General features: G+C 68.2%; 24 protein-coding genes. 13 read left to right on the top strand and 11 right to left on the bottom strand.

The genetic code is table 11. The features are described 5' to 3' along the window. Positions 1 to 25: 25 nt before the first annotated feature. From VE759_RS10490 to VE759_RS10475, 4 genes are read right to left on the bottom strand one after another with little or no spacing between them, the layout of a single operon-like run. Entirely contained in the window at positions 26 to 898 is an 873-nt protein-coding gene (locus VE759_RS10490; RefSeq protein ID WP_324931388.1) for an amino acid ABC transporter permease, read from the bottom strand. A 28-nt stretch (positions 899 to 926) separates the two neighbouring features. Further along, entirely contained in the window at positions 927 to 1,607 is a 681-nt protein-coding gene (locus tag VE759_RS10485; protein ID WP_324931385.1) for an amino acid ABC transporter permease, read from the bottom strand. Between the two features lie 15 nt (positions 1,608 to 1,622). Next, complete coding sequence (locus VE759_RS10480; RefSeq protein WP_414687880.1) at positions 1,623 to 2,456, bottom strand: glutamate ABC transporter substrate-binding protein; 834 nt, start codon at positions 2,454 to 2,456, stop codon at positions 1,623 to 1,625. 23 nt (positions 2,457 to 2,479) lie between these two features. Further along, entirely contained in the window at positions 2,480 to 3,247 is a 768-nt protein-coding gene (locus VE759_RS10475) for an amino acid ABC transporter ATP-binding protein (RefSeq protein WP_324931382.1), read from the bottom strand. Positions 3,248 to 3,332: 85 nt separating this feature from the next. Here VE759_RS10475 and miaB point away from each other — a divergent pair, with 85 nt between their 5' ends. After that, positions 3,333 to 4,817 (top strand): tRNA (N6-isopentenyl adenosine(37)-C2)-methylthiotransferase MiaB, encoded by a 1,485-nt coding sequence (gene miaB / locus VE759_RS10470; RefSeq protein ID WP_324931543.1) that lies wholly within the window; start codon positions 3,333 to 3,335, stop codon positions 4,815 to 4,817. Further along, positions 4,814 to 5,395 (top strand): hypothetical protein, encoded by a 582-nt coding sequence (locus VE759_RS10465; RefSeq protein WP_324931379.1) that lies wholly within the window; start codon positions 4,814 to 4,816, stop codon positions 5,393 to 5,395. The genes miaB and VE759_RS10465 overlap by 4 nt, the downstream gene beginning before the upstream one ends. Here VE759_RS10465 and VE759_RS10460 read toward each other — a convergent pair. Then, positions 5,392 to 6,735: a DUF349 domain-containing protein gene (locus VE759_RS10460; protein ID WP_324931376.1), complete on the bottom strand. Its 1,344-nt coding sequence runs from the start codon at positions 6,733 to 6,735 to the stop codon at positions 5,392 to 5,394. The genes VE759_RS10465 and VE759_RS10460 overlap by 4 nt on opposite strands. Before the next feature lie 193 nt (positions 6,736 to 6,928). Between VE759_RS10460 and VE759_RS10455 the strand changes: the two genes are divergently transcribed. From VE759_RS10455 to hflX, 4 genes are read left to right on the top strand one after another with little or no spacing between them, the layout of a single operon-like run. Then, a complete protein-coding gene (locus VE759_RS10455; RefSeq protein ID WP_324931536.1) occupies positions 6,929 to 7,612 on the top strand; it encodes a hypothetical protein in 684 nt (227 codons plus the stop codon). A 26-nt stretch (positions 7,613 to 7,638) separates the two neighbouring features. After that, positions 7,639 to 8,556, top strand: a complete 918-nt coding sequence (gene miaA / locus VE759_RS10450) for a tRNA (adenosine(37)-N6)-dimethylallyltransferase MiaA (RefSeq protein WP_324931373.1) — start codon at positions 7,639 to 7,641, stop codon at positions 8,554 to 8,556. Positions 8,557 to 8,560: 4 nt separating this feature from the next. After that, complete coding sequence (gene dapF, locus VE759_RS10445) at positions 8,561 to 9,433, top strand: diaminopimelate epimerase (protein WP_324931533.1); 873 nt, start codon at positions 8,561 to 8,563, stop codon at positions 9,431 to 9,433. Positions 9,434 to 9,478: 45 nt separating this feature from the next. Beyond that, positions 9,479 to 10,894, top strand: a complete 1,416-nt coding sequence (gene hflX, locus VE759_RS10440) for a GTPase HflX (RefSeq protein ID WP_324931371.1) — start codon at positions 9,479 to 9,481, stop codon at positions 10,892 to 10,894. A gap of 219 nt (positions 10,895 to 11,113) precedes the next feature. Here the strand turns inward: hflX and VE759_RS10435 are convergent, their stop codons facing one another. Further along, positions 11,114 to 11,620, bottom strand: a complete 507-nt coding sequence (locus VE759_RS10435; protein ID WP_324931368.1) for a hypothetical protein — start codon at positions 11,618 to 11,620, stop codon at positions 11,114 to 11,116. A 93-nt stretch (positions 11,621 to 11,713) separates the two neighbouring features. On the opposite strand from VE759_RS10435, the gene VE759_RS10430 reads away from it, so the two are divergent. Together VE759_RS10430 and VE759_RS10425 are read left to right on the top strand one after the other, a co-directional pair. Beyond that, on the top strand, positions 11,714 to 12,874 hold the full coding sequence (locus VE759_RS10430; RefSeq protein WP_324931365.1) for an acyl-CoA dehydrogenase family protein: 1,161 nt from the start codon (positions 11,714 to 11,716) through the stop codon (positions 12,872 to 12,874). A gap of 132 nt (positions 12,875 to 13,006) precedes the next feature. After that, positions 13,007 to 14,860 (top strand): hypothetical protein, encoded by a 1,854-nt coding sequence (locus VE759_RS10425; protein WP_324931362.1) that lies wholly within the window; start codon positions 13,007 to 13,009, stop codon positions 14,858 to 14,860. 4 nt (positions 14,861 to 14,864) lie between these two features. Here the strand turns inward: VE759_RS10425 and lexA are convergent, their stop codons facing one another. Further along, a complete protein-coding gene (lexA, locus tag VE759_RS10420; protein ID WP_324931359.1) occupies positions 14,865 to 15,542 on the bottom strand; it encodes a transcriptional repressor LexA in 678 nt (225 codons plus the stop codon). A 187-nt stretch (positions 15,543 to 15,729) separates the two neighbouring features. Between lexA and VE759_RS10415 the strand changes: the two genes are divergently transcribed. After that, positions 15,730 to 16,218, top strand: a complete 489-nt coding sequence (locus VE759_RS10415) for a LysM peptidoglycan-binding domain-containing protein (protein ID WP_324931356.1) — start codon at positions 15,730 to 15,732, stop codon at positions 16,216 to 16,218. 142 nt (positions 16,219 to 16,360) lie between these two features. Next, positions 16,361 to 16,825, top strand: coding sequence for a transcriptional regulator NrdR (gene nrdR, locus VE759_RS10410; RefSeq protein WP_324931529.1), 465 nt, complete (start codon positions 16,361 to 16,363; stop codon positions 16,823 to 16,825). A gap of 9 nt (positions 16,826 to 16,834) precedes the next feature. Here the strand turns inward: nrdR and VE759_RS10405 are convergent, their stop codons facing one another. From VE759_RS10405 to VE759_RS10395, 3 genes are read right to left on the bottom strand one after another with little or no spacing between them, the layout of a single operon-like run. Beyond that, complete coding sequence (locus tag VE759_RS10405; protein ID WP_324931353.1) at positions 16,835 to 17,521, bottom strand: PhzF family phenazine biosynthesis protein; 687 nt, start codon at positions 17,519 to 17,521, stop codon at positions 16,835 to 16,837. 32 nt (positions 17,522 to 17,553) lie between these two features. Further along, positions 17,554 to 18,576: an alpha/beta hydrolase gene (locus VE759_RS10400; RefSeq protein ID WP_324931349.1), complete on the bottom strand. Its 1,023-nt coding sequence runs from the start codon at positions 18,574 to 18,576 to the stop codon at positions 17,554 to 17,556. Between the two features lie 43 nt (positions 18,577 to 18,619). Beyond that, complete coding sequence (locus tag VE759_RS10395; protein WP_324931346.1) at positions 18,620 to 19,579, bottom strand: PAC2 family protein; 960 nt, start codon at positions 19,577 to 19,579, stop codon at positions 18,620 to 18,622. Between the two features lie 195 nt (positions 19,580 to 19,774). Between VE759_RS10395 and VE759_RS10390 the strand changes: the two genes are divergently transcribed. Continuing rightward, positions 19,775 to 20,569 carry a trypsin-like serine peptidase gene (locus tag VE759_RS10390; protein WP_324931343.1) on the top strand — a complete coding sequence of 265 codons (795 nt, stop codon included), beginning with the start codon at positions 19,775 to 19,777 and terminating at the stop codon, positions 20,567 to 20,569. Here VE759_RS10390 and sthA read toward each other — a convergent pair. After that, positions 20,550 to 21,956: a Si-specific NAD(P)(+) transhydrogenase gene (sthA, locus tag VE759_RS10385; protein WP_324931526.1), complete on the bottom strand. Its 1,407-nt coding sequence runs from the start codon at positions 21,954 to 21,956 to the stop codon at positions 20,550 to 20,552. The genes VE759_RS10390 and sthA overlap by 20 nt on opposite strands. 133 nt (positions 21,957 to 22,089) lie before the next feature. Here sthA and VE759_RS10380 point away from each other — a divergent pair, with 133 nt between their 5' ends. Continuing rightward, on the top strand, positions 22,090 to 22,734 hold the full coding sequence (locus VE759_RS10380; protein WP_324931341.1) for a hypothetical protein: 645 nt from the start codon (positions 22,090 to 22,092) through the stop codon (positions 22,732 to 22,734). Positions 22,735 to 22,837: 103 nt separating this feature from the next. Beyond that, positions 22,838 to 23,896 (top strand): DUF4192 domain-containing protein, encoded by a 1,059-nt coding sequence (locus VE759_RS10375; protein WP_324931338.1) that lies wholly within the window; start codon positions 22,838 to 22,840, stop codon positions 23,894 to 23,896. Positions 23,897 to 23,915: the final 19 nt, after the last annotated feature.

Raw genomic sequence — 23,915 nt, 5'->3', positions numbered from 1 at the left:
AGGGCCTTTGCACCATCGCTCCAGGTTACGCGCCGGGCACTTCCACCTGAGTGGCCCTCGCCGCGGCGGGTGCCGCGGCGGTGCGACTGCGCCGGCGCAACCGGGCTTCCAGCCGGATGGCCAGCGCCGAAAGCGTCATGTTGACCGTGATCATCAGCACCGCGATCACGATGAGCGCGGGCACGTAGTTGCCGTACCGCGATCCCACCACCGTGCCCTGGCGAACCATTTCGACGAACGTGATCTGGTAGCCGATCGCGGTGTCCTTCAGCACGACCACCAGCTGCGACACCAGTGCGGGCAGCATCACGGTGATCCCCTGCGGCAGCAGAATCAGCCGCATCACCTGCCCCGGCCGCAAACCGAGCGCCGCCGCGGCCTCGGATTGCCCGCGCGGCAACGCATTCACGCCGGCGCGCACGATCTCGGCGATGACCGCCGCGTTGTATAACGTCAGCCCCGTGACGACCCCGGCCAACGCCAACTGCTTCGACGGGAACACGTTGTATTGCGCGTACAGGAAATACGCGAAGATCATCATGATCAGCACCGGCACGGCCCGGAAGAACTCCACGACCACACCGGACACCCAACGGATCGGCGCCTGCACCGACATTCGGCCCACGCCCAGCACAACACCCAGCGCGAGCGCCAGCGCGATCGACAGCGCCGCGGCGGTCAACGTGCCCTGGACGCCCGGCAGGATGTAGGTCCGCCACAGGTTCGCCGTGGTGAACGGCTGCCACTTGGCGGCGGTCAGCTGGTTCTTCTCGTCGAGCTTGACGAGCGCGAACACCACGACGCCGGCAGCCGCCAGCACGGTCACCGCGGTGATCACCCGGTTGCGCACCACTGCCCGCGGCCCCGGCGCGTCGTACAGCACGGTCGACGAACTCATGGTTGTCCGCTCGTCGCGCGGCCGCGCATCACCGCGCTACCGCCAGCCGTCGGCCCAGATAGGTGAACAGCAATCCCAGTGGCAGGGTCAGGACCACGAACCCGACGGCGAAGATCGTGCCCACCGCCAGCAGCGCCGCGGTGGTCTCGATCATCTCCTTCATCAGCAGCGCCGCCTCGGCGACCCCGATGGCCGACGCGATCGTGGTGTTCTTGGTCAGCGCAATCAACACCGATCCCAGCGGCGCGATCACCGAGCGAAACGCCTGCGGCAGCAAGATGATCCGTACATTCTGCCCGAACGTCAGGCCGAGCGAGCGGGCGGCCTCGGCCTGGCCGAGCGGCACGGTGTTGACGCCGGCGCGTACCGACTCGCACACGAACGCCGCGGTGTAGACACCCAAACCCAACACCGCCAGGCGAAAATTGCTGTCCGCGATCGATGTCGGCGAACGCGGATCGACCAGCCTGATGCCCAGCGTCTGCGCCAGCCCGAACGAACAGAACAGCAGGATCAGCGTGAGCGGCGTGTTGCGCACCACGTTTACGTAGCCCGCGCCGACGAACCGCAACACCGGTACCGGCGACAGCCGCATCACCGCCAGCGCAGTGCCCAGGACCAACGCGCCGAGCCCCGAGTAGACGGTCAGCTTGATGGTGACAAAGAACGCGGCGAAGATCTGGTCGCGGTACTGGCTGAAGATTTGCACGCTCGAGTAGGCGGACTAGTAGCGATCGATCCTCGGCGGAGCCGGCAGCTGGTAGCCCGACGCACCGAGGTTCTTGTCGAACGCGGCCTTCCACGCGCCGCTGTCTTCCATTTTCTGCAAAGCGTCGTTGATCTTGCTGCGCAGTTGCGCGTTGTCCTTGGCCAACCCGACGCCGTACAGCTCGGTGGAGAACGGCTGGCCGACGATCTTCATCGTCCCCGGGCTCTGGGCGGCGTAGCCGGCCAGGATCACCGCATCGGTGGTCACCGCATCGACCGCGCCGTTCTTCAACGCCTCCACGCACGCCGAGTAGGTGTCGTACTGCTGAAGCTGCACGCTCTGGTACTTGTCCTTAATCCGTTGCGCCGGCGTGGATCCCGACACCGAGCACAGTACCTTGTTGTTCTGCAGCGATTCGGGGCCCACGATGTCGGTGTTGTTGGCCCGTACCAGCAGGCTTTGACCGGTCTGGAAGTACGGTCCCGCGAAGCTGACCCTCAGCTTGCGGGCGTCGGTGATCGAGTATGTCGCAACGACGTATTCGACCTGGCCGTTTTGGATCAGCGTCTCGCGCTGTCCCGACGGTGCTTCCTTCCATTCGATGTCTTCGGGCTTGTGGCCGAGCTGTTGTGCCACATACGAGGCCACGTCGACGTCGAACCCGCTCACCGAACCGTCCGGATTCTTCACGGACAGGCCCGGCTGGTCGTACTTGATCCCAATGGTGATCTTGTTCCCGCCGCCACCGCCACAACTAGCCACCATTAGCGTGACGAGCAGGCCCGTGGCAACGGCAACGCAGATTCGCAGCTTGGACAGCGTGGTAAGCCCAGAGAGCTCAGAACGCATGCTGTGTGTCTCCTTGGAAGTGGCTAGTGACTGAGAATCTTGCCAAGAAAATCCTTCGCGCGGTCCGACTGCGGCGATTCGAAGAAAACGGCCGGCTCGGCCGCCTCCACGATCGCGCCGTCGGACATGAACACCACTCGGTTGGCGGCATTGCGCGCGAAGCCCATTTCGTGGGTCACCACCAACATGGTCATGCCGTCTTTGGCGAGGTTCACCATGACGTTGAGCACCTCGCTGATCATCTCGGGATCCAGCGCGCTGGTCGGCTCATCGAACAGCATCACCTTCGGATGCATCGCCAGCGACCGCGCGATCGCGGCGCGCTGCTGTTGTCCGCCGGACAACTGCGCCGGGTACTTGTCGGCCTGGTCGGCGATGCCGACCCGGTTCAGCAGGGTCAGGCCCTCCTCTCGGGCCCGGTCCCGCGCCACCTTGCGCACCTTGATCGGCGCCAGCGTGACGTTCTCCAGGATTGTCTTGTGCGCGAACAGGTTGAACGACTGGAACACCATGCCGACATCCGAGCGCAGCCTCGCCAGTTCGCGACCCTCGGCCGGCAGTGGCACCCCGTCGACGGAAATGGTGCCCGCGTCGATGGTTTCCAGCCGGTTGATGGTCCGGCACAGCGTCGACTTGCCCGAACCGGACGGCCCCAGAATCACGACCACCTCGCCGCGCTGCACGTCCAGATCGACGTTCTTCAGCACATGCAGGTCGCCGAAATGCTTGTCGACCCCGCGTAGGGAGACCATCGGCGGTGCCGGCGCCGCCGTTGCCGCCGCCTCAGCCATGCAGGCACCCTACCCAGCCGAGCCGCGTCCGGGCAGATTTCCGGTCCGGGCGGGCCCGTACCATAGGGCCGTGACCGGTACGGTGATGAGCTCTTCGCGCGAGCGCTCATCGGCAGCGCAGACCAAAGTGCGCACCTACCAGGTGCGCACTTACGGCTGCCAGATGAACGTCCACGACTCCGAGCGGCTGGCCGGGCTGCTCGAAGCCGCCGGCTACGCCAAGGCTGCCGACGGCTGCGACGCCGACGTCGTGGTCTTCAACACCTGCGCCGTACGCGAGAACGCCGACAACAAGCTCTACGGCAACCTCAGCCACCTGGCACCGCGCAAGCACAGCGAGCCCGACATGCAGATCGCCGTCGGTGGCTGCCTCGCGCAGAAGGACCGTGACACCGTGTTGCGTAAGGCGCCCTGGGTCGATGTCGTTTTTGGCACTCACAACATCGGATCGCTTCCGGTACTGCTGGAGCGCGCCCGGCACAACAAGACCGCGCAGATCGAGATCGCGGAAGCGTTGCAGGAATTTCCGTCCAATCTGCCTGCGGCTCGCGAATCTGCTTATGCCGGATGGGTCTCCATCTCAGTGGGTTGTAACAACAAGTGCACGTTCTGCATTGTGCCGTCGTTGCGCGGCAAGGAGCTCGACCGCCGACCCGGCGACATCCTCGCCGAAGTGCAATCGCTGGTCGACCAGGGCGTGCTCGAGGTGACGCTGCTGGGCCAGAACGTCAACGCCTACGGCGTGGCGTTCGCCGACCCGCAGCTGCCGCGCGACCGCGGTGCGTTCGCCGAACTGCTGCGTGCCTGCGGCCGCATCGACGGCCTTGAGCGGGTGCGGTTCACCTCGCCGCACCCGGCCGAATTCACCGACGACGTCATCGATGCGATGGCGCAGACGCCGAACGTATGCCCTGCGCTGCACATGCCGCTGCAGTCCGGCTCCGACAAGGTGCTGCGGGCGATGCGCCGGTCCTACCGAACGGAACGGTTCCTGGGCATCCTCGACCGGGTCCGCGCCGCGATGCCGCACGCCGCGATCACCACCGACCTGATCGTCGGTTTCCCCGGCGAAACCGACGAGGACTTCGAGGCCACGCTCGATGTTGTTCGGCGCGCCCGGTTCTCCGGCGCATTCACATTCCAGTACTCGAAGCGGCCCGGCACGCCGGCGGCCGGGCTCGACCGTCAAGTTTCGAAAGATGTCGTGCAGGAGCGTTATCGGCGACTGCTGGAGGTGCAGGAGCAAATTGCGCTGGCGGAGAATCGGGGCCAGCTCGGCAAGACCGTCGAGCTGCTGGTGGCCACCGGGGAGGGCCGCAAGGATGACCGCACAGCGCGGATGAGCGGGCGGGCCCGGGATGGGCGGCTGGTCCACTTCGCGCCCGGCGGCGGCGAAATCCGGCCCGGCGACGTCGTCACCACGATCGTCACCGATGCCGCCCCCCACCACCTGATCGCCGACGGCGGTGTGCTCACCCACCGGCGCACCCGCGCCGGGGATGCGCACGAGGCGGGTGGCCGTCCCCGCGGCGTCGGATTGGGGATGCCTCGCGTTGGGGCGGCGCAGTGAGCGGCAACAACGGCGAATTCGACGCGTTCAAGCACGATATCGATGCCGCCGAGCGCCGTGTCGCGAGTGAAATCGAACCAGGCGCAAGGGCTTTGGTCGTCGCGATTCTGGTGTTCGTGCTGCTGGGCTCGTTCGCCCTGCCGCACGCCGGACGTGCCAGGGGCTGGGACGCGTTGGTCTTCGACCCGATCGCCGCGCAGGTAGGGGTCGCGCTGCCGTCGCGCGTGTTCACCTGGCTGCTGCTGGTGTTCAGCGTCGGATTCTCGATGCTTGCATTGCTCACCCGCCGGTGGGTACTCGCGTGGATCGCGCTGGCTGGCTCGGCGCTGGCCAGCGGCGTCGGAATGCTTGCGGTGTGGTCGCGCCAGACCGCGGCGGCGGGCCATCCCGGGCCCGGCATCGGCCTGATCTTGGCGTGGATCACGGTGATTCTGTTGACCTTTCACTGGGCCCGCGTCGTCTGGCAGCGCACCGCGGTTCATCTCGCCGCCGAGGAGGAACGCCGCCGCGCCGCGGCCGAACGGCAGTCGAAGCGCTTCCTCGACACCCTCGACGACAACGACGCCGACGAGAACTAACGGCTCCTCTTGCCGAGCGCGCCCTCCGCGGTTTCGGCCCACTGCCGCCACTGCTCGGCGTTGGCGCGTGCCGCCTCGGCGTCGGCGGTGCGACCGCTGGCCTCTGCCTTCCGCGCCTGGCGCTCGAATTCCTCTGCGCGAGAGCGGAATTGCTCCGCTCGAGCCGCGGCCTGCGGATCGGCCCAGCCCGAATCCGCCGCTTCCCGCACCTTCTTTTCGACCGCGCGCAGCCGTCGCTCCAGCTCCGCGGTCCGCTCCCGGGGCACTTTGCCAATCGCTTCCCACTTCTCGGCGATCGTGCGCAGCGCGGCCCTGGCCGCATCGACGTCGTCGGTGTCCAGTCTTTCTGCCTGCGCCAGCAGCTCCTCCTTTGCGGCGGCGTTGGCTCTCATCTCCGCATCCCGCTCCGCGCTGGCCGCGTTGCGGGCGCTGAAGAACTTGTCCTGGGCGGCCTTGAACCGTTGCCACAGCGTGTCATCGGCGTCCTTGGACGCGCGGCCCACCGCCTTCCATTCGCCGAGCAGCTCGCGGAACGCCGCCCCGGTGGCTCCCCAATCGGTGGAGTCCGCCAACTCCTCGGCCCGCTCACACAACTGCTCCTTGGCCTGCTTGGCGCCGGCCCGCTCGCGGTCCAGCTCCGCGAAATGTGAGCCGCGCCTGCGGTTGAAAGTTTCCCTGGCCGCCGAGTAGCGGCTCCACAGCGCGTCGTCGGTCTTGCGGTCGACGCCGGAGATGGTCCGCCACTCCTCGAGGATGGCGCGCAGCCGGTCCCCGGCGGCCTTCCACTGCACCGAGTTGGCGGCCAGCTCTTCGGCCTCCGCCGCCAACGCCTCCTTGCGGGCGATCTGAGCGGCCCGGTGTTCCTCCCGACGGGCCTTCTCGGCCTGCGCGGTCTCGTCGGCGTGGCCGCGCAACGCGTCCAGCCGGGCCGCCAACGCGTCCACGTCGCCGAGCACGGCCGCGGTGGCCAGCCCGTCGGCGAGCGCGGCGGCGGTCGACTTGATCTTGCGGGCGTCGCCGGTTCCCGACGCCAGCCGCCGCTCCAGCAACGCCACCTCGGTACAGAGATCCTCGAAGCGGCGTCCGAAGTGGGCGAACGCCGCCTCTTGATCACCGGCCTGCCACGAGCCGACGACCCGTTCTCCCGACGACGTCACGAGCCACACGGTGCCGTCGGGGTCCACGCGGCCGAACCGATGTGGATCGCTGCCCGCCGCCACCGGGACAGCAGCGGCGGGCCGGCCCGGGCGTGGAACCGGGCGCGGCGGCCCGGGATGCGGCACGGGTTTCGGCGTCTCCGCCGTGCCGCCGACGCCATCGACGTGTTCGCTCTCCGACATGTCCCATACCTCCGCGCGGATTGCCCGCACACCTGCCGCGCGACGCGGCGCCCGATAGCTATCGTCGAGAAGGTCCCGACCTCGCTATTGAAACAGGTCGCCGTGTGGCGCGCCCGCGCGTTGCCCGTCACGGAACGAGGAGAAGCGCTTGGCCGAGGCGCCCGCCGAGCGGCCGCGCGTTAGCGTTGATGCCGTGCTGACGGCCATTGCGATCATCCCGTCGGCGCCCGTGCTGGTGCCCGAGTTGGCTGGCGCCGCGGCATCGGAGATCGCCGACCTACGACGGGCGGTGTTCGCCGCGGCGGCCGCGCTGCCCGACCGGTGGATCGCCGTCGGCGTCGGGCCCGCCGACGCGGTGATCGGCCGCTGCGGCGCGGGGTCGTTCGGCGGCTACGGCGTCGACCTCCGCGTCGGGCTGTCCCCCCAGGCCTTCGGCGTAGCGGCAATGCCGCTGTGCGCGCTGATGACCGGCTGGGTCCGGACCCGGGTGCGGCCCGCCGCGCAGGCCGAGGTGCGGGTGTTCGCGGCCGACCACGACGGCGAGGCGGCGCGGCTGGGCGGCCGCGGGTTACGCGTGGAGATCGACAAGGCCGCCGGCCCGGTCGGCGTGCTCGTCGTCGCCGACGGCGCGAACACGCTCACCGAGAAAGCTCCGGGTGGCCATGACCCTGGCGGCGCCGACATTCAGCGCGCGCTTGACGACGCGCTCGCCGACTGCGACGCCGCGGCGCTGACGCGGCTGCCGGCGTCGATCACCGGCCGGGTCGCCTTCCAGGTGTTGGCCGGGATGGCCGAATCGCCGCCGCGATCGGCCAAGGAGCTCTACCGCGGTGCGCCCTACGGCGTCGGCTATTGGGCCGGCGTCTGGCAGCCGTAGCCGGGGCGAGCGAAGCGGCCTGGGAAATGACACGACCGATCGCGATCGTCGGCCCGACCGGCACCGGTAAATCGCAGCTGGCGTTGGCGCTCGCCGCGCGGCTCGGCGGTGAGATCATCAACGCCGACGCGATGCAGCTGTACCGCGGGATGGACATCGGCACCGCGAAGCTGCGCCTCGACGAGCGCCGCGGCATACCGCATCACCAGCTTGACGTCCTCGACGTCACCGAGACCGCGACGGTGGCTGGTTACCAGCGCGCGGCGGCCGCCGACGTCGAGGCGATCGCGGGCCGCGGGGCGGTGCCCGTCATCGTCGGCGGATCGATGATGTATGTCCAGTCGCTGCTCGACGAGTGGGAATTTCCGGCCACCGACCCCGCGGTGCGAGCCCACTGGGAGCAGCGGCTGGCCCGCGTCGGCGTCGCCGATCTGCACCGCGAGCTGGGCAGGCGCGACCCTGCGGCCGCCGAACACATCCTGCCTACCGACGCCAGGCGCATCGTGCGGGCGCTGGAGGTCGTCGAGTTGACCGGACGGCCGTTTGCCGCGTCGGCGCCCGCGATCGGCGCGCCGCGCTGGGACACCGTGATCGTCGGATTGGATACCGAGATGGCGCTTCTCGACGCCCGGCTGGCCGAACGCACCGAGCGCATGTTCGCCGACGGGCTCGTTGACGAGGTGAAGGCGCTGTTAGGTCGCGGGCTGCGGGACGGCGTCACGGCATCGCGGGCGTTGGGGTATGCCCAGGTGATCGCCGCGCTGGACGCCGGCGGGGGAGACCAGGCGATCGGCGCGGCCCGCGAGCAGACCTACTTCGGCACGCGGCGCTATGTCCGGCGGCAGCGCGCTTGGTTCCGGCGTGACCATCGCATCGGCTGGCTCGACGGCGCGGCCGACGACACCGTGGACGCCGCGCTACGGGCATGGCGAGAAGTATCCTGAACAGGTGATCTTCGCGAAGGGCCACGGCACGCAGAACGACTTCGTGCTGCTGCCGGACCTGGACGCCCGGCTCGCGTTGCGGCCGTCGGCGGTCGTCGCGCTGTGTGACCGGCGGCGTGGCCTGGGTGCCGACGGTGTGCTGCGGGTCACCACGGCCGAGGCGGCGGTGGCGGCGGGTGTGTTGGATCGGTTGCCCGAGGGCGTCGCCGCGGCCGACTGGTACATGGACTACCGCAACGCCGACGGCTCGATCGCCCAGATGTGTGGCAACGGCGCGCGGGTGTTCGCGCACTACTTGCGGGCAAGTGGGCTGGAGACGCGAGACCAGTTCGTCGTCGGCTCGCTGGCCGGCCCGCGGCCGGTGGTGCTGCACCATGTCGACGGCACCGCCGCCGACGTCACGGTCGAGATGGGCAAGACCAATCGGCTCGGGCCCGGCCAGGCCGTCGTGGGCGGGCGCCGATTCGCCGGGTTGGCCGTCGACGTCGGCAACCCGCACCTGGCCTGCGTGGAGCCGCGGCTGACCGCCCAGGCGCTGGCCAATCTCGACGTCGGCGCGCCGGTCATGTTCGACGCCGGCCAATTTCCCGACGGGGTCAATGTCGAGGTGCTCACCGCGCCGCAAGCCGCGTCGGTCTCGATGCGGGTGCATGAGCGCGGGGTCGGGGAAACCCGTTCCTGCGGCACCGGCACCGTCGCGGCCACCGTGGCGGCGCTGGCGTACACCGGCGCCGACACCGGCACCCTGCGGGTATGCGTGCCTGGTGGCGAAGTGACCGTGACCGTCACCGACGCGACGAGCTATCTGCGGGGCCCGTCGATCCTCGTCGCGCGCGGTGAATTGTCCGAGGAATGGTGGCGCGCGCAGCAGTGTTAATTCAGGTGCACGATGCCCTGCTCCCGTGCAAACCTGTACTTGCCTATGACATTTCCCGAATTTCCTGTTGACGACTTGCCCAGCACGGGCGAGCTGGCTCTCGACGACCGCTCGGCGCTGCGCCGAGTGGCCGGTCTGTCGACCGAACTTGCCGACATCTCCGAGGTCGAATACCGGCAGCTGCGACTCGAGCGGGTGATCCTGGCCGGCGTGTGGACCGAGGGCAGCGCGGCCGACGCCGAGGCCAGCATGGCCGAGCTGGCGGCATTGGCGAAGACCGCCGGCTCGGTGGTGCTGCAGGGGCTGATCCAGCGGCGCGACAAGCCCGACCCTTCGACCTACATCGGCTCGGGCAAGGCCCAAGAGCTGCGTGAGGTGGTGTTGGCCACCGGCGCCGACACCGTGATCTGCGACGGCGAATTGAGCCCGGCGCAGCTGACCGCGCTGGAAAAGGCGGTCAGAGTCAAGGTGATTGACCGCACCGCGCTGATCCTGGACATTTTCGCCCAGCACGCCACGAGCCGCGAGGGCAAGGCGCAGGTAACGCTCGCGCAGATGGAGTACATGCTGCCGAGGTTGCGCGGCTGGGGCGAATCGATGTCGCGGCAGGCCGGCGGGCGAGCCGGCGGCAGCACCGGCGGCGTGGGCCTGCGCGGTCCCGGTGAGACGAAGATCGAAACCGACCGGCGCCGCATCCGCGAACGGATGGCACGGCTGCGCCGAGACATCAAGGACATGAAGCAGGCCCGCGACACCCAACGGGGCCGCCGGTTGCGCAGCGACGTACCGTCGATCGCGATCGTCGGCTACACCAACGCCGGCAAGTCCAGCCTGTTGAACGCGCTGACCGGCGCCGGCGTGCTGGTGCAGGACGCGTTGTTCGCCACGCTCGAACCCACCACGCGCCGAGGGTGTTTCGACGACGACAGACCGTTTGTGCTCACCGACACGGTCGGTTTCGTGCGGCATTTGCCGACGCAGTTGGTGGAGGCCTTCCGCTCGACGCTGGAGGAAGTCGTGGACGCCGACCTGTTGGTGCACGTCGTCGACGGCTCGGACGCCAATCCGCTCGCCCAGATCAGCGCGGTGCGCCAGGTGATCGGCGAGGTGATCGCCGAGCACGACGGCCGCCCGGCCCCGGAGCTGTTGGTGGTCAACAAGGTCGACTCCGCAAGTGATTTGGCGCTGGCGAAGCTGCGCCGCGCGCTACCCGGCGCGGTGTTCGTGTCCGCCCAGACCGGCGAGGGCATCGATACGCTGCGCACCCGGATGGGTCAGCTCGTCGAGGCGGCCGACACCGCCGTCGATGTGACAATCCCGTACCACCGCGGCGACCTGGTGGCCCGGGTGCACTCCGACGGCCGGGTCGACGAATCCGAGCACGGCGCCGAGGGCACCCGGATCAAGGCCAGGGTGCCGGTGGCGTTGGCCGCCAGTCTGCGCGAGTTCGCCACCGACTAGTCACCCACGGCGCCCAGCGTGAATCCACGGCGCCCAGTGTGACTCCACGGCGCCCAGCGTGACTCCACGGCGCCCAGCGTGAATCCACGGCGCCCAGCGTGACTCCACGGCGGGTTTTTTCGAGAATTCTCGCCCCAGCCTCACACTCGACGCCCCAGCCTCACACTCGACGCCCCAGCGTCACGCTCGACGCCCCAACCTCACGCTCGACGCCCGACGCTAACCCCCGAGTTCGTACACGTCGGCGGCGTCTGCCCCCATCACCTTCTCGGCAAGCTGCGCCTTGAGCTCGTCGAGGCGAGATTCCTCTGGCTCGGTGCGCTGATCCTTTCCGGCCAGGTCGATGAACTCCTCTGTCACGAAGCCGTCGCGTAGCAACAACGTCACCCACCTATCGCCGATGTGCACTTCGAACACGAAGCTCTGCAGCAGTCGGCCGCGGTCGGGCCGCGCGAGCGCCACGTCGATCGTGTACCGGTCGTCGGTCACCGCGCGCGTCACGAGCTCGAACCCGTCGCGCGCGCCAGGGCCGCGAAACGCTGTGCGGACGGCGATCGACCGTCGCTGCGGCGCCTCATCCGGCGAAACGACGTCGAATGCGCGCTGCAGCACCTTGTATGCGGCGGCGACCCCGGCGGGCGAGCCGCCGCCGTGGTATTTCATCATGTCCTCGAACGAGAACTCGATCACTCGACCCCGCTCGGCCACCCGAATCGTCTCGGTCATGACACGACTGTAAGAGGGACTGCTGGCGGCCGACCAACCATCCGGTTGGTATGTTGGGGGACGCAGAGTCGCCGTTCCTTCCGGAGGTCATCCATGGCTAGTCCCGTCATGTATCAGCGCACGCTGTTCGAGCCGGAGCACGACCTGTTCCGCGACTCCTACCGGGCGTTCCTCGAACGCCACGTCGCGCCGTACCACGAGCAGTGGGAGAGGGACAAGATCGTCGACCGCGGCGTCTGGCTCGAGGCGGGCAAGCAGGGTTTTCTCGGCATGGCGGTACCCGAGGAGTACGGCGGGGGCGGCAATCCCGACTTCCGGTACAACGCGATCATCACCGAGGAGACCACGACCGGGCGCTACAGCGGCATCGGCTTCGGGCTGCACAATGATGTGGTCGCGCCGTATCTGCTGCGGCTGGCCAACGACGAGCAGAAGGCCCGCTGGCTACCGAAGTTCTGCACCGGCGAGCTGATCACCGCGATCGCGATGACCGAACCTGGCACGGGCAGCGACCTGCAGGGCATCAAGACCCGAGCCGTCAAAGACGGCGACGAGTGGGTGCTCAACGGTGCAAAGACGTTCATTACCAACGGTATCAACTCCGATCTCGTGATCGTGGTTGCCCAGACCTCTGCCGACAAGGGCGCGCTGGGCTTCTCCTTGTTGGTCGTCGAGCGCGGCATGGAAGGTTTCGAGCGCGGACGCAAGCTGGACAAGATCGGCCTCGACGCGCAGGACACCGCCGAGTTGTCGTTCAACGATGTGCGGGTGCCGGCGGCCAACATGCTGGGCGAGGAGGGCCAGGGCTTCGTCTACCTGATGCAGAACTTGCCGCAGGAGCGGCTGTCGATCGCGGTGATGGCCGCCGCTGCGATGGAGGCGGTGCTGGAGTCGACGCTGGAATACACCAAGGAGCGCAAGGCGTTCGGCAAGCCGATCGGCAGTTTTCAAAACAGCCGGTTCGTGCTCGCCGAACTGGCCACCGAGGCCACCATGGTCCGCATCATGGTTGACGAGTTCATCCGGCTGCACCTCGACGAGAAGCTCACCGCCGAGCAGGCCGCGATGGCCAAGTGGTATTCGACCGAGGCCCAGGTGCGGCTGATCGACCGGTGCCTGCAACTGCACGGCGGCTACGGCTACATGCGCGAGTACGGCATCGCGCGAGCGTTCCTCGATTCGCGGGTGCAGACGATCTATGGCGGCACGACCGAAATCATGAAGGAGATCATCGGCCGCAGCCTCGGCGTCTAGCCGGGGCCCTCTGGCACCGCGTCAGCGGTCGCATCCGTTCGTCTAGGCAATCCCGCTTCGTTATCGTCGTCTGCTGACATAGTTGACTGAGGCAATACCGAGGGGATCCTTGCCGGGCCGCGAGGAGGGGCGATGACCGGGCCGCGAACCCGGCTGACCGAGACGATTCGGCGCGCGACGATCGGCCTGTTCACAGTGGCGGCCCTGGTTGTGCCTGCGCCGATGGCGGCGGCGAGCCCCGAGTCCGACGCCAGCGACGCGATCAATCAGGCCTGGGATGCCAGCAAGGGTGACCACGGCCCCCTCGGACCGAAGGACGGCGACGTCTACCCCGTCGGTGACGGCTTCGGCCAGAAATTCGCCGGGGGCAAGATTTTCTTCACTCCGGCAACCGGCGCCAAGATCATGCAGGGCGCGATTCTGGAAAAGTACGAGTCGCTGGGTGGGCCGGCGGACAGCGACCTGGGTTTTCCGACCATTGATGAGGGCGCCGGCAAGGCCCCCGACAGCCGCAACACCACGTTCAGCGCCGGCGACCACCCGGTGATCTTCTGGACACCCGCCACCGGTGCCCGGGTGGTTCGCGGAGCGATCAACGCCGCGTGGGACAAGCTTGGCGGGTCGGCGGGTGCGCTCGGGGTTCCTGCCGAAGACGAGGCCTACAACGGCGACGCCGTGACGCAGAAGTTCACCCGCGGCGAGATCTCCTGGAACCAGCAGACGAAGGCCTTCACGACAGTGCCGCCCGAACTGGCCGACCAACTGGCCGGCCTGGCTGTCCCGCAGGACCCCACCTCCGCGATAAACGCGGCGCGACGTGCCGCCGGCGGCGCGATGGGGCCGCTCGGCGCCAAGCAGGGCCCGCAGTACCCGATTGGACCCGACGGTGTCGGCCAGAACTTCGCCGGCGGCAAGATCTTCTACAGTCCGGCCGCCGGCGCGCACGTCGTCACCGGTCAGGTCCTCGCGAAGTATGAGTCGGTCGGCGGACCGCAGGGCGACCTGGGCTTCCCGGCCAGCAGTGAGACCGACGGCGGCCTGGCGTCGGCAAGCCGGGTCAGCACGTTCGACGCGCCGGACAAGCCGGTCATCTTCTGGACGCCTGACTACGGCGCGGTCATCGTCCGCGGCGCGATGAATGCCGCATGGACGAAGCTGGGCGGTGCCACCGGACCACTTGGAGCCCCGGTGGCGGACCAAACCGAAAACGGCAGCGTCATCACGCAAAAGTTCAGTACCGGAGCGATTTCCTGGAACAGGACGACCAAGGCCTTCAGCACCGAGCCGTCGAACCTCGCGGCCTCGTTGGCCGGTCTGCAGGTGCCCGGCGAACAGCCCAAGGCGCCACCCAAGGCGGCGTCGAATGCCAGCGGCCACAACTTGTTTGGCTGGCACTGGTGGTGGGTGCCCGTCATCATCGGAGTGCTGTTCCTGCTGATAGGCCTGATGGCCGCGGCTGCGGCGCTGCGAAATAGACGGTCGGGCAGCCGGCCTCAACCGGAGATGCCGGACGCAGCCATGCCTGCCACCGTCGGATTCGGGGCGGCGGGCACCGATGACCACGGCGACGGTCGGTTCGCAAATCGGTACGACCCGGCCTGGGGGCCTGGCCCCGAAGCCGCCAACAGGCAAGAGCAGTTCGGCGACGCGCCCGTCGGCGAAGCGCCCCGCGAGGATGAGGCCCTCTGGCTTCAGCCCGAACCCGACGACAGTGATACGGCGCCAAACCGTATTGAATCCGACGCGGAGCCCCAAGGCGGCCGACATGAGGTGCCGGACGCGGAGGACCAGGCGAGCGCCCGGCCGGCGATTCATCTGCCACTCGACGACCCCTTGCAGATCCCCGAGGGCTATCCGATCAAGGCCGACACGAAGTCGGGCCAATACTGGGCCCCGGATAGCACTCGCTACAACGATGCACGGGCCGAAATCTGGTTTGCGAGCGAAGAGTTCGCGCGCGCCAATGGCTTCGTCAGGGGCCGGTAAGCACCTAGATCTTGCGGATCACCGTGACGACCTTGCCCAGCACGGCGGCCTCGTTGCCCGGAATCGGGTCGAACGCGGGATTGTGTGGCATCAGCCAGATCTGGCCGCCGGCGCGTTTGAACGACTTGACGGTCGCTTCGCCGTCGATCATCGCCGCGACGATGTCGCCGTTGTCCGCGACATTCTGTTGCCGCACCACGACCCAGTCGCCGTCGCAGATCGCGGCGTCGACCATGGAGTCCCCGACCACCCGCAACAGAAACAACGATCCCTCGCCCACCAGCTCGCGCGGCAGCGGGAAGACGTCCTCGACGGCCTCTTCGGCGAGTATCGGCCCGCCGGCCGCGATCCGGCCGAGCACCGGGACGAACGTCGGTTCGGGCAGCGCATCCGACCCGGCGACGTCGGTCGCGACCGGTGGCGCCGCGGACTCGTCGGCTCCGCGGACGTCCACGGCCCGCGGCCGATTCGGATCGCGGCGCAGGTAGCCCTTGCGTTCCAGCGCCCGCAGTTGGTGAGCCACCGACGAGGTTGATGTCAACCCAACTGCGTCGCCGATCTCGCGGATGCTGGGGGGATATCCGCGGCCGGTGACCGATGCGCGGATCACTTCCAGAATCGTGCGTTGACGTTGCGTCAACCCGGCATCTGATGGGCGAGGCGTGTCGCTGGTGTCGCTCATGACGCCGAATGTAGTCGCCCCGACCGACATCCTCAAACATTTGTTCGAGGCGTGTCGCATCCGAGGTCTGCGCCGCCCCGACTTGTCGGTGGCATCTGGTACACATCGATCAAATGTTCGCTACTCGAACGCATGATCGACTATATTCGAACACAGGAGCGATCCGGTCGCAGAAAGGCAGGCAGCCATGACACTCATCGATACCGGTCAGCCGGTCCTCGGGCACGTCGTGCGGGCACGGACCGGCGCGGCGCGCGCACGGCAGCGTACTGTCGCGCGCCGCCGCCCGGGTCCGCCGCGACCCGCCGTGGGTGCGTTGCGTTTTAGCGGCACCGGCGTGGCGATGTCGCGGGCGCCGCATCGCCGTCGGCCCGTCAGTGCGGCCATCACCGCCGCGCTGGCGGGCCTGGCGGCACTGATCACGGTGTGGCTGGGTGCAATCGCACATTCCGGCGGCGTCGTCGGCAGGCCGGCCGCGGTTCCCGAGCAGCTCGCCGTGGTACAGGTGCAGGCAGGCGAGAGCCTGCAGGGCCTGGCCGCCCGCGTGGCACCCGATGCGCCGGTCGGACAGGTTGTGTCGCGGATCAGGGAACTCAACCAGCTCCACACCGCGTCGCTGGACGCCGGCCAGACGCTGATCGCACCGGTCGCGCCGAGCGCCGACCGTGCGCGCTGAATCCGGCTGGGGGACAGGACCACTGGCCCAGGCGGTGACGACGTGGGCCGCGACCGGTCGCGTGTTGGCCGACGACCGGCGCGCGCAGGTACTCTCGGAGGCGTTTGAGGACCCCGATTGCCGGCGCGGCGAAGGAGCGGTGATGCACTGTCCGTTCTGCCGCAATCCCGACTCCCGGGTGGTCGATTCCCGCGAAACCGATGAGGGCCAGGCCATCCGACGGCGTCGTTCCTGCCCGGAATGCGGGCGCCGGTTCACCACGGTCGAAACCGCCGTGCTGGCGGTGGTCAAGCGCAGCGGCGTCACCGAGCCGTTCAGCCGCGAGAAGGTGATCCGGGGCGTCCGTCGCGCCTGTCAGGGCCGGCAAGTGGACGACGACGCCCTGAACCTGCTCGCCCAGCAGGTCGAGGACACCGTGCGGGCCAAGGGGTCGCCCGAGGTGGCGAGCCACGAAGTGGGCTTGGCGATCCTGGGCCCGCTGCGCGAGCTCGACGAGGTTGCCTATCTGCGCTTCGCCTCGGTCTACCGGTCGTTTTCATCGGCCGAGGACTTCGAGCGCGAAATAGAGGCGCTTCGGGCGCATCGCAACGTCGCCGCCTCGAAGTAGTCACCGCCGTCAGGCGACCTGAATCCGTCCGTCGTCGACGACACGTCCGGACACCCGCACCCATCCTTCGGGACTCCAGTGCGTGTAGATCATTGATCCCTTGCCCTGGACGATCGTCAGGTCACGGCTGAGGTAATCGGTGAGCCGCACCGCGGCGGCGCCGGTCGCCTCGTCTTCCGGCACGCCCAATTCGGTGGCGAACATGCGCGCGCGTAGTTCGCCCGCGGACTCGTCGATCCAGGCCCACACGTAATGGTTGACATCGTCGTCGAAATCGGCCGGGTCGGCCGCCAACACCGCCCCGGGCGAATCGAGATCGTGGATCGCGAATTCCGGCGCCCACGCGGCCCGTGCGCTGACAGTGGTGAGGTCGTCCTCGTAGCCGACTTGAACAATGCCGGCCGGCACCTGCAGCGTGCGGATCGGCGTGCCGCGCTCGCGCAGCCACCACGCGGCGCCGACGGTGGGGTGCCCCGCGAACGGTAGCTCGGTCGCGGGCGTGAAGATGTGCGCGAGCGCAGTGGCGGTTCCGGCAGCCGGTAACTCGACAAAAATCGTTTCGCTGTAACCCAATTGGGTGGCAATGCGCTGCCGATCTCCGGGCGGCAGCGCACCGGCTTCGACGACGCCGAGCGGGTTTCCGAATTTCCCCTCGTGGTCGGTGAAAACCCGCAGCACCGTCACGTCGGTAGTCATGGCCCGACTGTACGACGATGACAGGGAACCGGTCAGGTGGCGCTGCGCTCGTCGGCGCCCATCGCGTCCAGCACGGCGACGCGGGTGTCGACCGATCCGGTGATCGCGCCTTCGTTGATCCCGGTGCGCAACAGTTCGCGCAACCTGTCCTGGTCGTACTCTGCGGGTTCGGTGGAATCAATGAAACGCCCCACCACTTCAACGAAGCGGTCGGGATCGTCGTGGAACGGAAAGTGGCCGGAATGGTTGAAGATCTCCAACCGCGAACCGGGCATCGCCGCGTGTGCCATCCTGGCATGGCTGACCGGAATCACGAAATCCTTGTCTCCCCAAATCAATTGCACCGGAACGAATTTGGTGAGATAACATCGGTCGAGCATGGTGATGACCTGACCGCGCCAGTCGACCACCGCGCGCAGCGTGCGGGAGAACGCCGACGACGCCGTGGGCTCGGGCAGCTCGGCGATGATGCGCAACACGTCGGGCAGATCCCTGGCGATGCCGCGCGATCCCAAGGCCGTGCCGACGATCCGGCCCCCGATCTTCACCGCCGCCAGCGCCAGCGGAAGCCGCAACAGCGCGAGCGCCTCGGTGCCCATCGGCAGTGACGCAAAGCGCAACGCCGGGTGGACGTCCCTGGTCACGCCGCCGGTGGCGACCAACACCAGTCGATCGACCAATTGCGGGAACTGATAACAGAATTGCATTGCCACGCCGCCGCCGAGCGAGTGGCCGATCACGGTGACCCGGTCGATATCGAGGACCGCCAGCAGGTCGCGCATCCCGTTGGCGTACGCCGCCACCGAGTAGTCGGCACGCGGTTTGTCAGACTTGCCGTGTCCCAGCAGATCCGGTGCGATCACGGTGAACCGCTGCGCCAGCTTGGTTTGCACGGTCTCCCACGTTGACGAGTTGTCGCCGATGCCGTGAATCAGCAGGATCGCTGGCCCCGATCCGGCGATGCGGAACGCGCGGCGATAACCGTGGATGGTGCGGCACTCCAGCGACGGCGTCACCTCGCGCACCGGCCGCAAATTGCGTTTTCGGGCGGTCATAGTGCCAACTTCGGTGTCGGGGCGGCCTGGCGGCGCGCGTGGCTCAGCTGTTCTCGTCGCCTTCCCCGTTGCGGGACTGTTGGGCCAGGAAGCGCTCGAACTCCGCGCCCAGCTCGTCCCCGCTCGGCAGGTCCTCCTGTGACAGCAACGACCTATTTTCCTGGGCGGCGACGAACGCATCGTACTGTCGCTCCAACGCGGTGACCACCTGAGCGACCTCCGGGCTCGCGTTGACCTGCTCGTCGACCTTGGCCTGCACCTCGGCCGCCGCGTCGGTCAGCGGCTCCAGCGGGATCTGCAACGAGCCGCTCTTGGCGACCTCCGCAAGCAGCGCCTCGGCGGCCGCAGGGTAGTCGGTCTGCGCCAGATAGTGGGGGACATGCACGGTGAACCCCACCACGTCGTGGCCGTGCTGGGCCAGGCGAAACTCCAGCAGGTTCGACGCGCTGCCGGGCACCTGCACCTCGCCGATCCACGGCGTGTGGTCGGCGATCAGCTCGCGCTTGTTGGCGTGGGCGGTCATCGTGATCGGCCGCGTGTGCGGCACGGCCATCGGGATCGTTCCCAGGCCGATAGTTCGGCGCACTCCCAGACGCTCGGCCAGCAGCCGCACCGCGGTGATGAACCGTTCCCACTTCACGTCCGGTTCCATGCCGGCCAGCAGCAGAAACGGCGTGCCGACGCTGTCATGCAGCGCGTACATGCTCAGCTCCGGGTCTTCGTACTGGGTGAAGTGATCGGTCTTGAATGTCATCAACGGACGACGTGACCGGTAATCCAGCAGCTCGTCGATCGCGAAAGAGGCCACCAGCTCGGTGGAAAGCGTTTCCCTGAGATACTTGGCCGCGAGCCGGATCGCGTGGCCCGCGTCGGAGAAGCCCTCGAGCGCGTGAATCATCACCGGCCCCCGGCCGTCGGCGGCGGACAGCTGCGGCGCGGGAAACTCCAGCTCGTAAATGCCGGACTCGTCGGGCCGGTAGTGCGGTTGGTGCTCGTCAGACATGGTCTCGCCTCCCTGAGCGTCCCTAACAGGATGCCGTGACGTCTAGTGTCCCTCAGATCACGGCCAACGCCATCGGATGCCGATATTCGCGAACACATATACCCTCCCCAGCGCAACGCGACACCCACATGCGGCGATTCCGCGCCGGCGTGGTCTTTCGCGCACAGAAGAATTCACTCGGGCATGATCGGTGCAATGTCGCGGGTGTTGGCGTGTTTGGCGGTGATTATCGTGCTGGTCGCGGCCCAGGCCTGCGGCCGATCCGCGCCGTCGGCCCCGCCCAGCCCGATACCGCCGCCTGTCGCCACCGCCGCGCCGGTCGACGCTGATCCGCACGTCGGCGCCGTCTTCCTCGGGGCCACCGACCTGCACACATGTGCGGCGGCGGTGCTGCACTCGAAAACTGGGGATCTCATCGTCACCGCGGCGCACTGCCTGGCCGACGGATATGACATCACCTTCGTGCCCGGGTTCGCCGGTGCGGGCGGGCCGGCCGGCACCTGGGCGGTGCACGGGGTCTACTTCGACCAGCGGTGGTTGGCTGCTCGGGATCCGGTGGCCGACTACGCGATCGCACGCGTTGGTCGCGACGGCGCCGACTCCATCGAGGCGCTCGCCGGCCCGGGCTTTGCGCTGGGCCGCGCACCGAACGCGGGCACAGCGGTGACCATTACGGCGTATCCGCTCGGTTCCGGCGGTGGTCCGATCGGCTGCCGCGGCTCCGCCGCGGTCGCGTCCGGCGGGTTCCCGTCCATGAGATGCGCCGGCTTCGACGACGGCACCAGCGGCGGGCCCTGGCGCAACGGATCAACTCTCGTCGGCCTGATCGGGGGCTTGCACGGCGGCGGCTGTCCCGACGAAAACGTCTCGTATTCACCGCCATTCGACGACGGCGTGGCGCGGCTGCTGGCGCGGGCCGAGGCGGGTGGGCCCGCCGACATTGCGCCCGAGTCGTTCGACGACCACTGCGTCAGGCCCGGAACTGGTTGAGCGCGCGCATCTTGTTCATGACGTCAAGCGCGGCAACCTTGTAGGCCTCCGAAAACGTCGGGTAGTTGATCACCGCGTCAACGAGATATTCGATGCTGCCGCCGCAGCCCATCACCGCCTGGCCGATGTGCACCAGCTCCGTCGCGCTGGTGCCGAAGATGTGTACGCCGAGCAACTTGAGGTCCTCGGTGGACACCAGCAGCTTGAGCATCCCGTAGGAGTCGCCGGCGATCTGCCCCCGGGCCAGCTCTCGGTACCGGGAGACGCCAACTTCGTAGGGGATCGAATCCTTTGTCAGCTCAACCTCGGTCGCGCCGACATACGACACTTCGGGGATCGAGTAGATGCCGATCGGCTGCAGCTCGGTCATCCCGGACGTCGGCTCGCCGAACGCATGGTAGGCGGCGAGCCGGCCTTGATCCATCGATGTCGCGGCCAGCGCGGGGAAGCCGATCACATCGCCGACGGCGTAGATGTGGTCGACCTTGGTCTGGAAGTCGTCGTCGACGAAGATCCGGCCCCGGTTATCGGCTTCCAGGCCGGCGTTGGCGAGGTCTAGATGGTCGGTCTGGCCCTGCCGGCCGGCGGAGTACATCACGGTCTCGGCGGGGATCTGTTTGCCACTGGCCAGGGTGGTGACGGTGCCGGCGGCGCCGACATCGACGGCGGTGACTTCCTCGCCGTACCGGAACGTGACGGCCAGGTCGCGCAGGTGGAACCGCAGCGCCTCGACGATTTCCGGGTCGCAGAACTCCAGCATCGAGTCGCGTTTTTCCACGACGGTCACCTTGGTGCCGAGTGCGGCGAACATCGATGCATACTCGATGCCGATGACGCCTGCGCCGACGACCACCATCGACGACGGCAGCGACTTCAGGTCGAGGATGCCGTCGGAGTCCAGCACCCGTTCCTCATCGAACTCAACGCCCGGCGGCCGCGCCGGTTTGGTGCCCGTGGCGATCACGATGTAGCGACCGTTGACGGTCACTCGCTCGGCGCGGTGAGGATCTTCCACCATCACAGTGTGTTCGTCGAGGAAGCGGCCGTGACCGGTGTACAAGTCAACACGATTGCGCATCAGCTGCGAGCGGACCACGTCGACTTCCTTGCCGATCACGTGTTGCGTGCGAGCCAGCAGGTCAGCCGGGGTGATCTTCTCCTTGACGCGGTAGCTGGCGCCGTAAAGCTCGCGTTGGCTCATGCCGGTCAGGTAGACCACCGCCTCGCGCAGGGTCTTCGACGGGATGGTTCCGGTGTTGACGCACACGCCGCCGAGCATGCGGCCGCGCTCGATGATCGCCACCGATTTGCCGAGCTTGGCCGCGGCTATCGCGGCCTTCTGCCCGCCGGGCCCGGAACCGATGACGACGAGGTCGTACTCCAGCATGGAAGCCATGAGATAGACATGTACGCCGATTATGGGAATCGCGCATGCCGGCCGCATCAATACCTCGTGAACAAAGCCGTGTAGCAGGCGTGCCTCAGCGGCGCGAGGCCGCCGCGATGAGAGCATGGCGGCGATGTCGTCGCCACGATGGTCGAGTGCCTGCGGATGTCTGCTGCTGGTCGCCGCCACCGCGGGATGCAGTCGCGCCGTCGACGGCTCCGCGTCCGTTCAGGCCGCCATCCCGCTTCCCTCGCTGCTAATCGATCCTGGTCGGTTTCCGCCCGATTATTCGCCCGTCGTGCTCGACGCTGCCGCTTCCGATCAGGCATTGCGCAACATCGACGGTGCGCCGGCCGTGGCGATTGTCACACCGTCGAGCTGCGCGGCGCCCCCACCGCGCGACGCCGCAGCGATCGTCGCCGTCGCTGCCGGAGGCTCGTTGACCGTGGCGGTGAGTCGCGCCGACGGACCGCTCAGTGCCCGCCGGAACCAGTTAGCTAATTGCCCGACGTTTACTGTCGAAGGTCCCGGCGGCGCGTCGACGGTCAGCGTCGAGCTCCTGGCGCCGCCGCCGGTGGACGCCGACGACAGTTACGCCGTCGCGCGGACCTCCTCGGGTGCCGCGCCGCAGGCAACACTGACGCTGGTAGCACAGCGCGGCGATGTGCGGGTGACGGCCGGCACCGCGACCGCGCCCGGCGAACCGCGCGACACCGAGACCCTCGATGTGCTGTTCACCGATGCGGTGCGCAAGGCGGGTCACGCCGGCGGGCAATAACGGCCTATCCCCAGCCGCGAGTTCATCCACAGCCTGGGCCGCCTACCGCAGAACGCCACGGTTGACGGCGGTCCGTGACGGCGCTCGTTGCCACCGTCGGGGCATGACCACATCTCAGCCTGATTTTCTGCTCAACAAACCCGGCGCGCTGATCGCCGCCCTGCCCGCCGTGCTCGGCTTCGTCCCGGAGCAATCTCTCGTCCTCATCAGCATCGAACGAGGCGCCATGGGATCGGTGTTGCGGGTTGATCTTTCGCCGCAGCTGACCGACACAACGCATCAGATCGCCGAGGTGGCCGCGGCCGCCAGACCCGACGCCGCGATAGCGGTGATCGTGGATGCCGCGGGTGCGCGGTGCCCGCTGTGCGCCGACGACCACCGCGAGCTTGCCTCCGCGCTGACGCAAAGCCTTGCGGCCCAGGGGATTACCTTATGGGCGGTGCACGTGGTGGATCGGGTGGCGCGCGGTGGGCTCTGGCATTGCGTCGATGGCTGCGGGGCCCGCGGCAAGGTCGACGACCCGTCGGCGTCGCCGCTCGCGGTGGCCGCCGTGCTCGATGGCCGACGGCTCTATGCGCGGCGGGCCGACCTCGAGAAGGTGATTGCGGTGGCGGATGACTCGCGCGGCGACGCGGTGGCCGAGCTGATTCGCCGTCACCTACCTGCCTGTGAGAGCGATCGCCGCGAGGATCCCGACGGCTGCAGCCGTCGCGGCGTGCAGGACGCGATCGCGGTCGCCGGGCACGTCGCGCAGGGTCGTGAGCTCACGGATTCGGAACTGGCCCGGATGGCGTGCGCGTTGACCGACATCCGGGTGCGCGACACGCTGTACGGGCTCGCGGTCGGGGAGAACGCCGCGCAAGCCGAATCACTGTGGGCGGCGTTGTCGCGGGCCGTGCCGAACCCGTGGCGGGCCGAGCCCCTGGTGCTGCTCGCGTTCAGCGCGTACAGCCGAGGCGACGGGCCCCTGGCCGGTATCGCGCTGGAGGCGGCCCTGCGCTGCGATCCGGCGCACCGGATGGCCGGCATGCTCGACACGGCGCTGCAGTCGGGCCTGCGGCCGGAACGGATCCGCGAACTGGCGGTCAGCAGTTACCGGCTGGCCGATCAGCTCGGCGTGCAGTTGCCGCCACGGCACGGTTTCGGCCGACACGCGTGCTGAGCCGACGCGCGCGACGGAA

Source organism: Mycobacterium sp. (assembly GCF_035640695.1).
In the GTDB taxonomy this organism is placed as follows: Bacteria; Actinomycetota; Actinomycetes; order Mycobacteriales; family Mycobacteriaceae; genus Mycobacterium.
The sequence above is the reverse complement of the archived record's forward strand: the minus strand, read 5'-3'. Positions and strand labels throughout refer to the sequence as shown.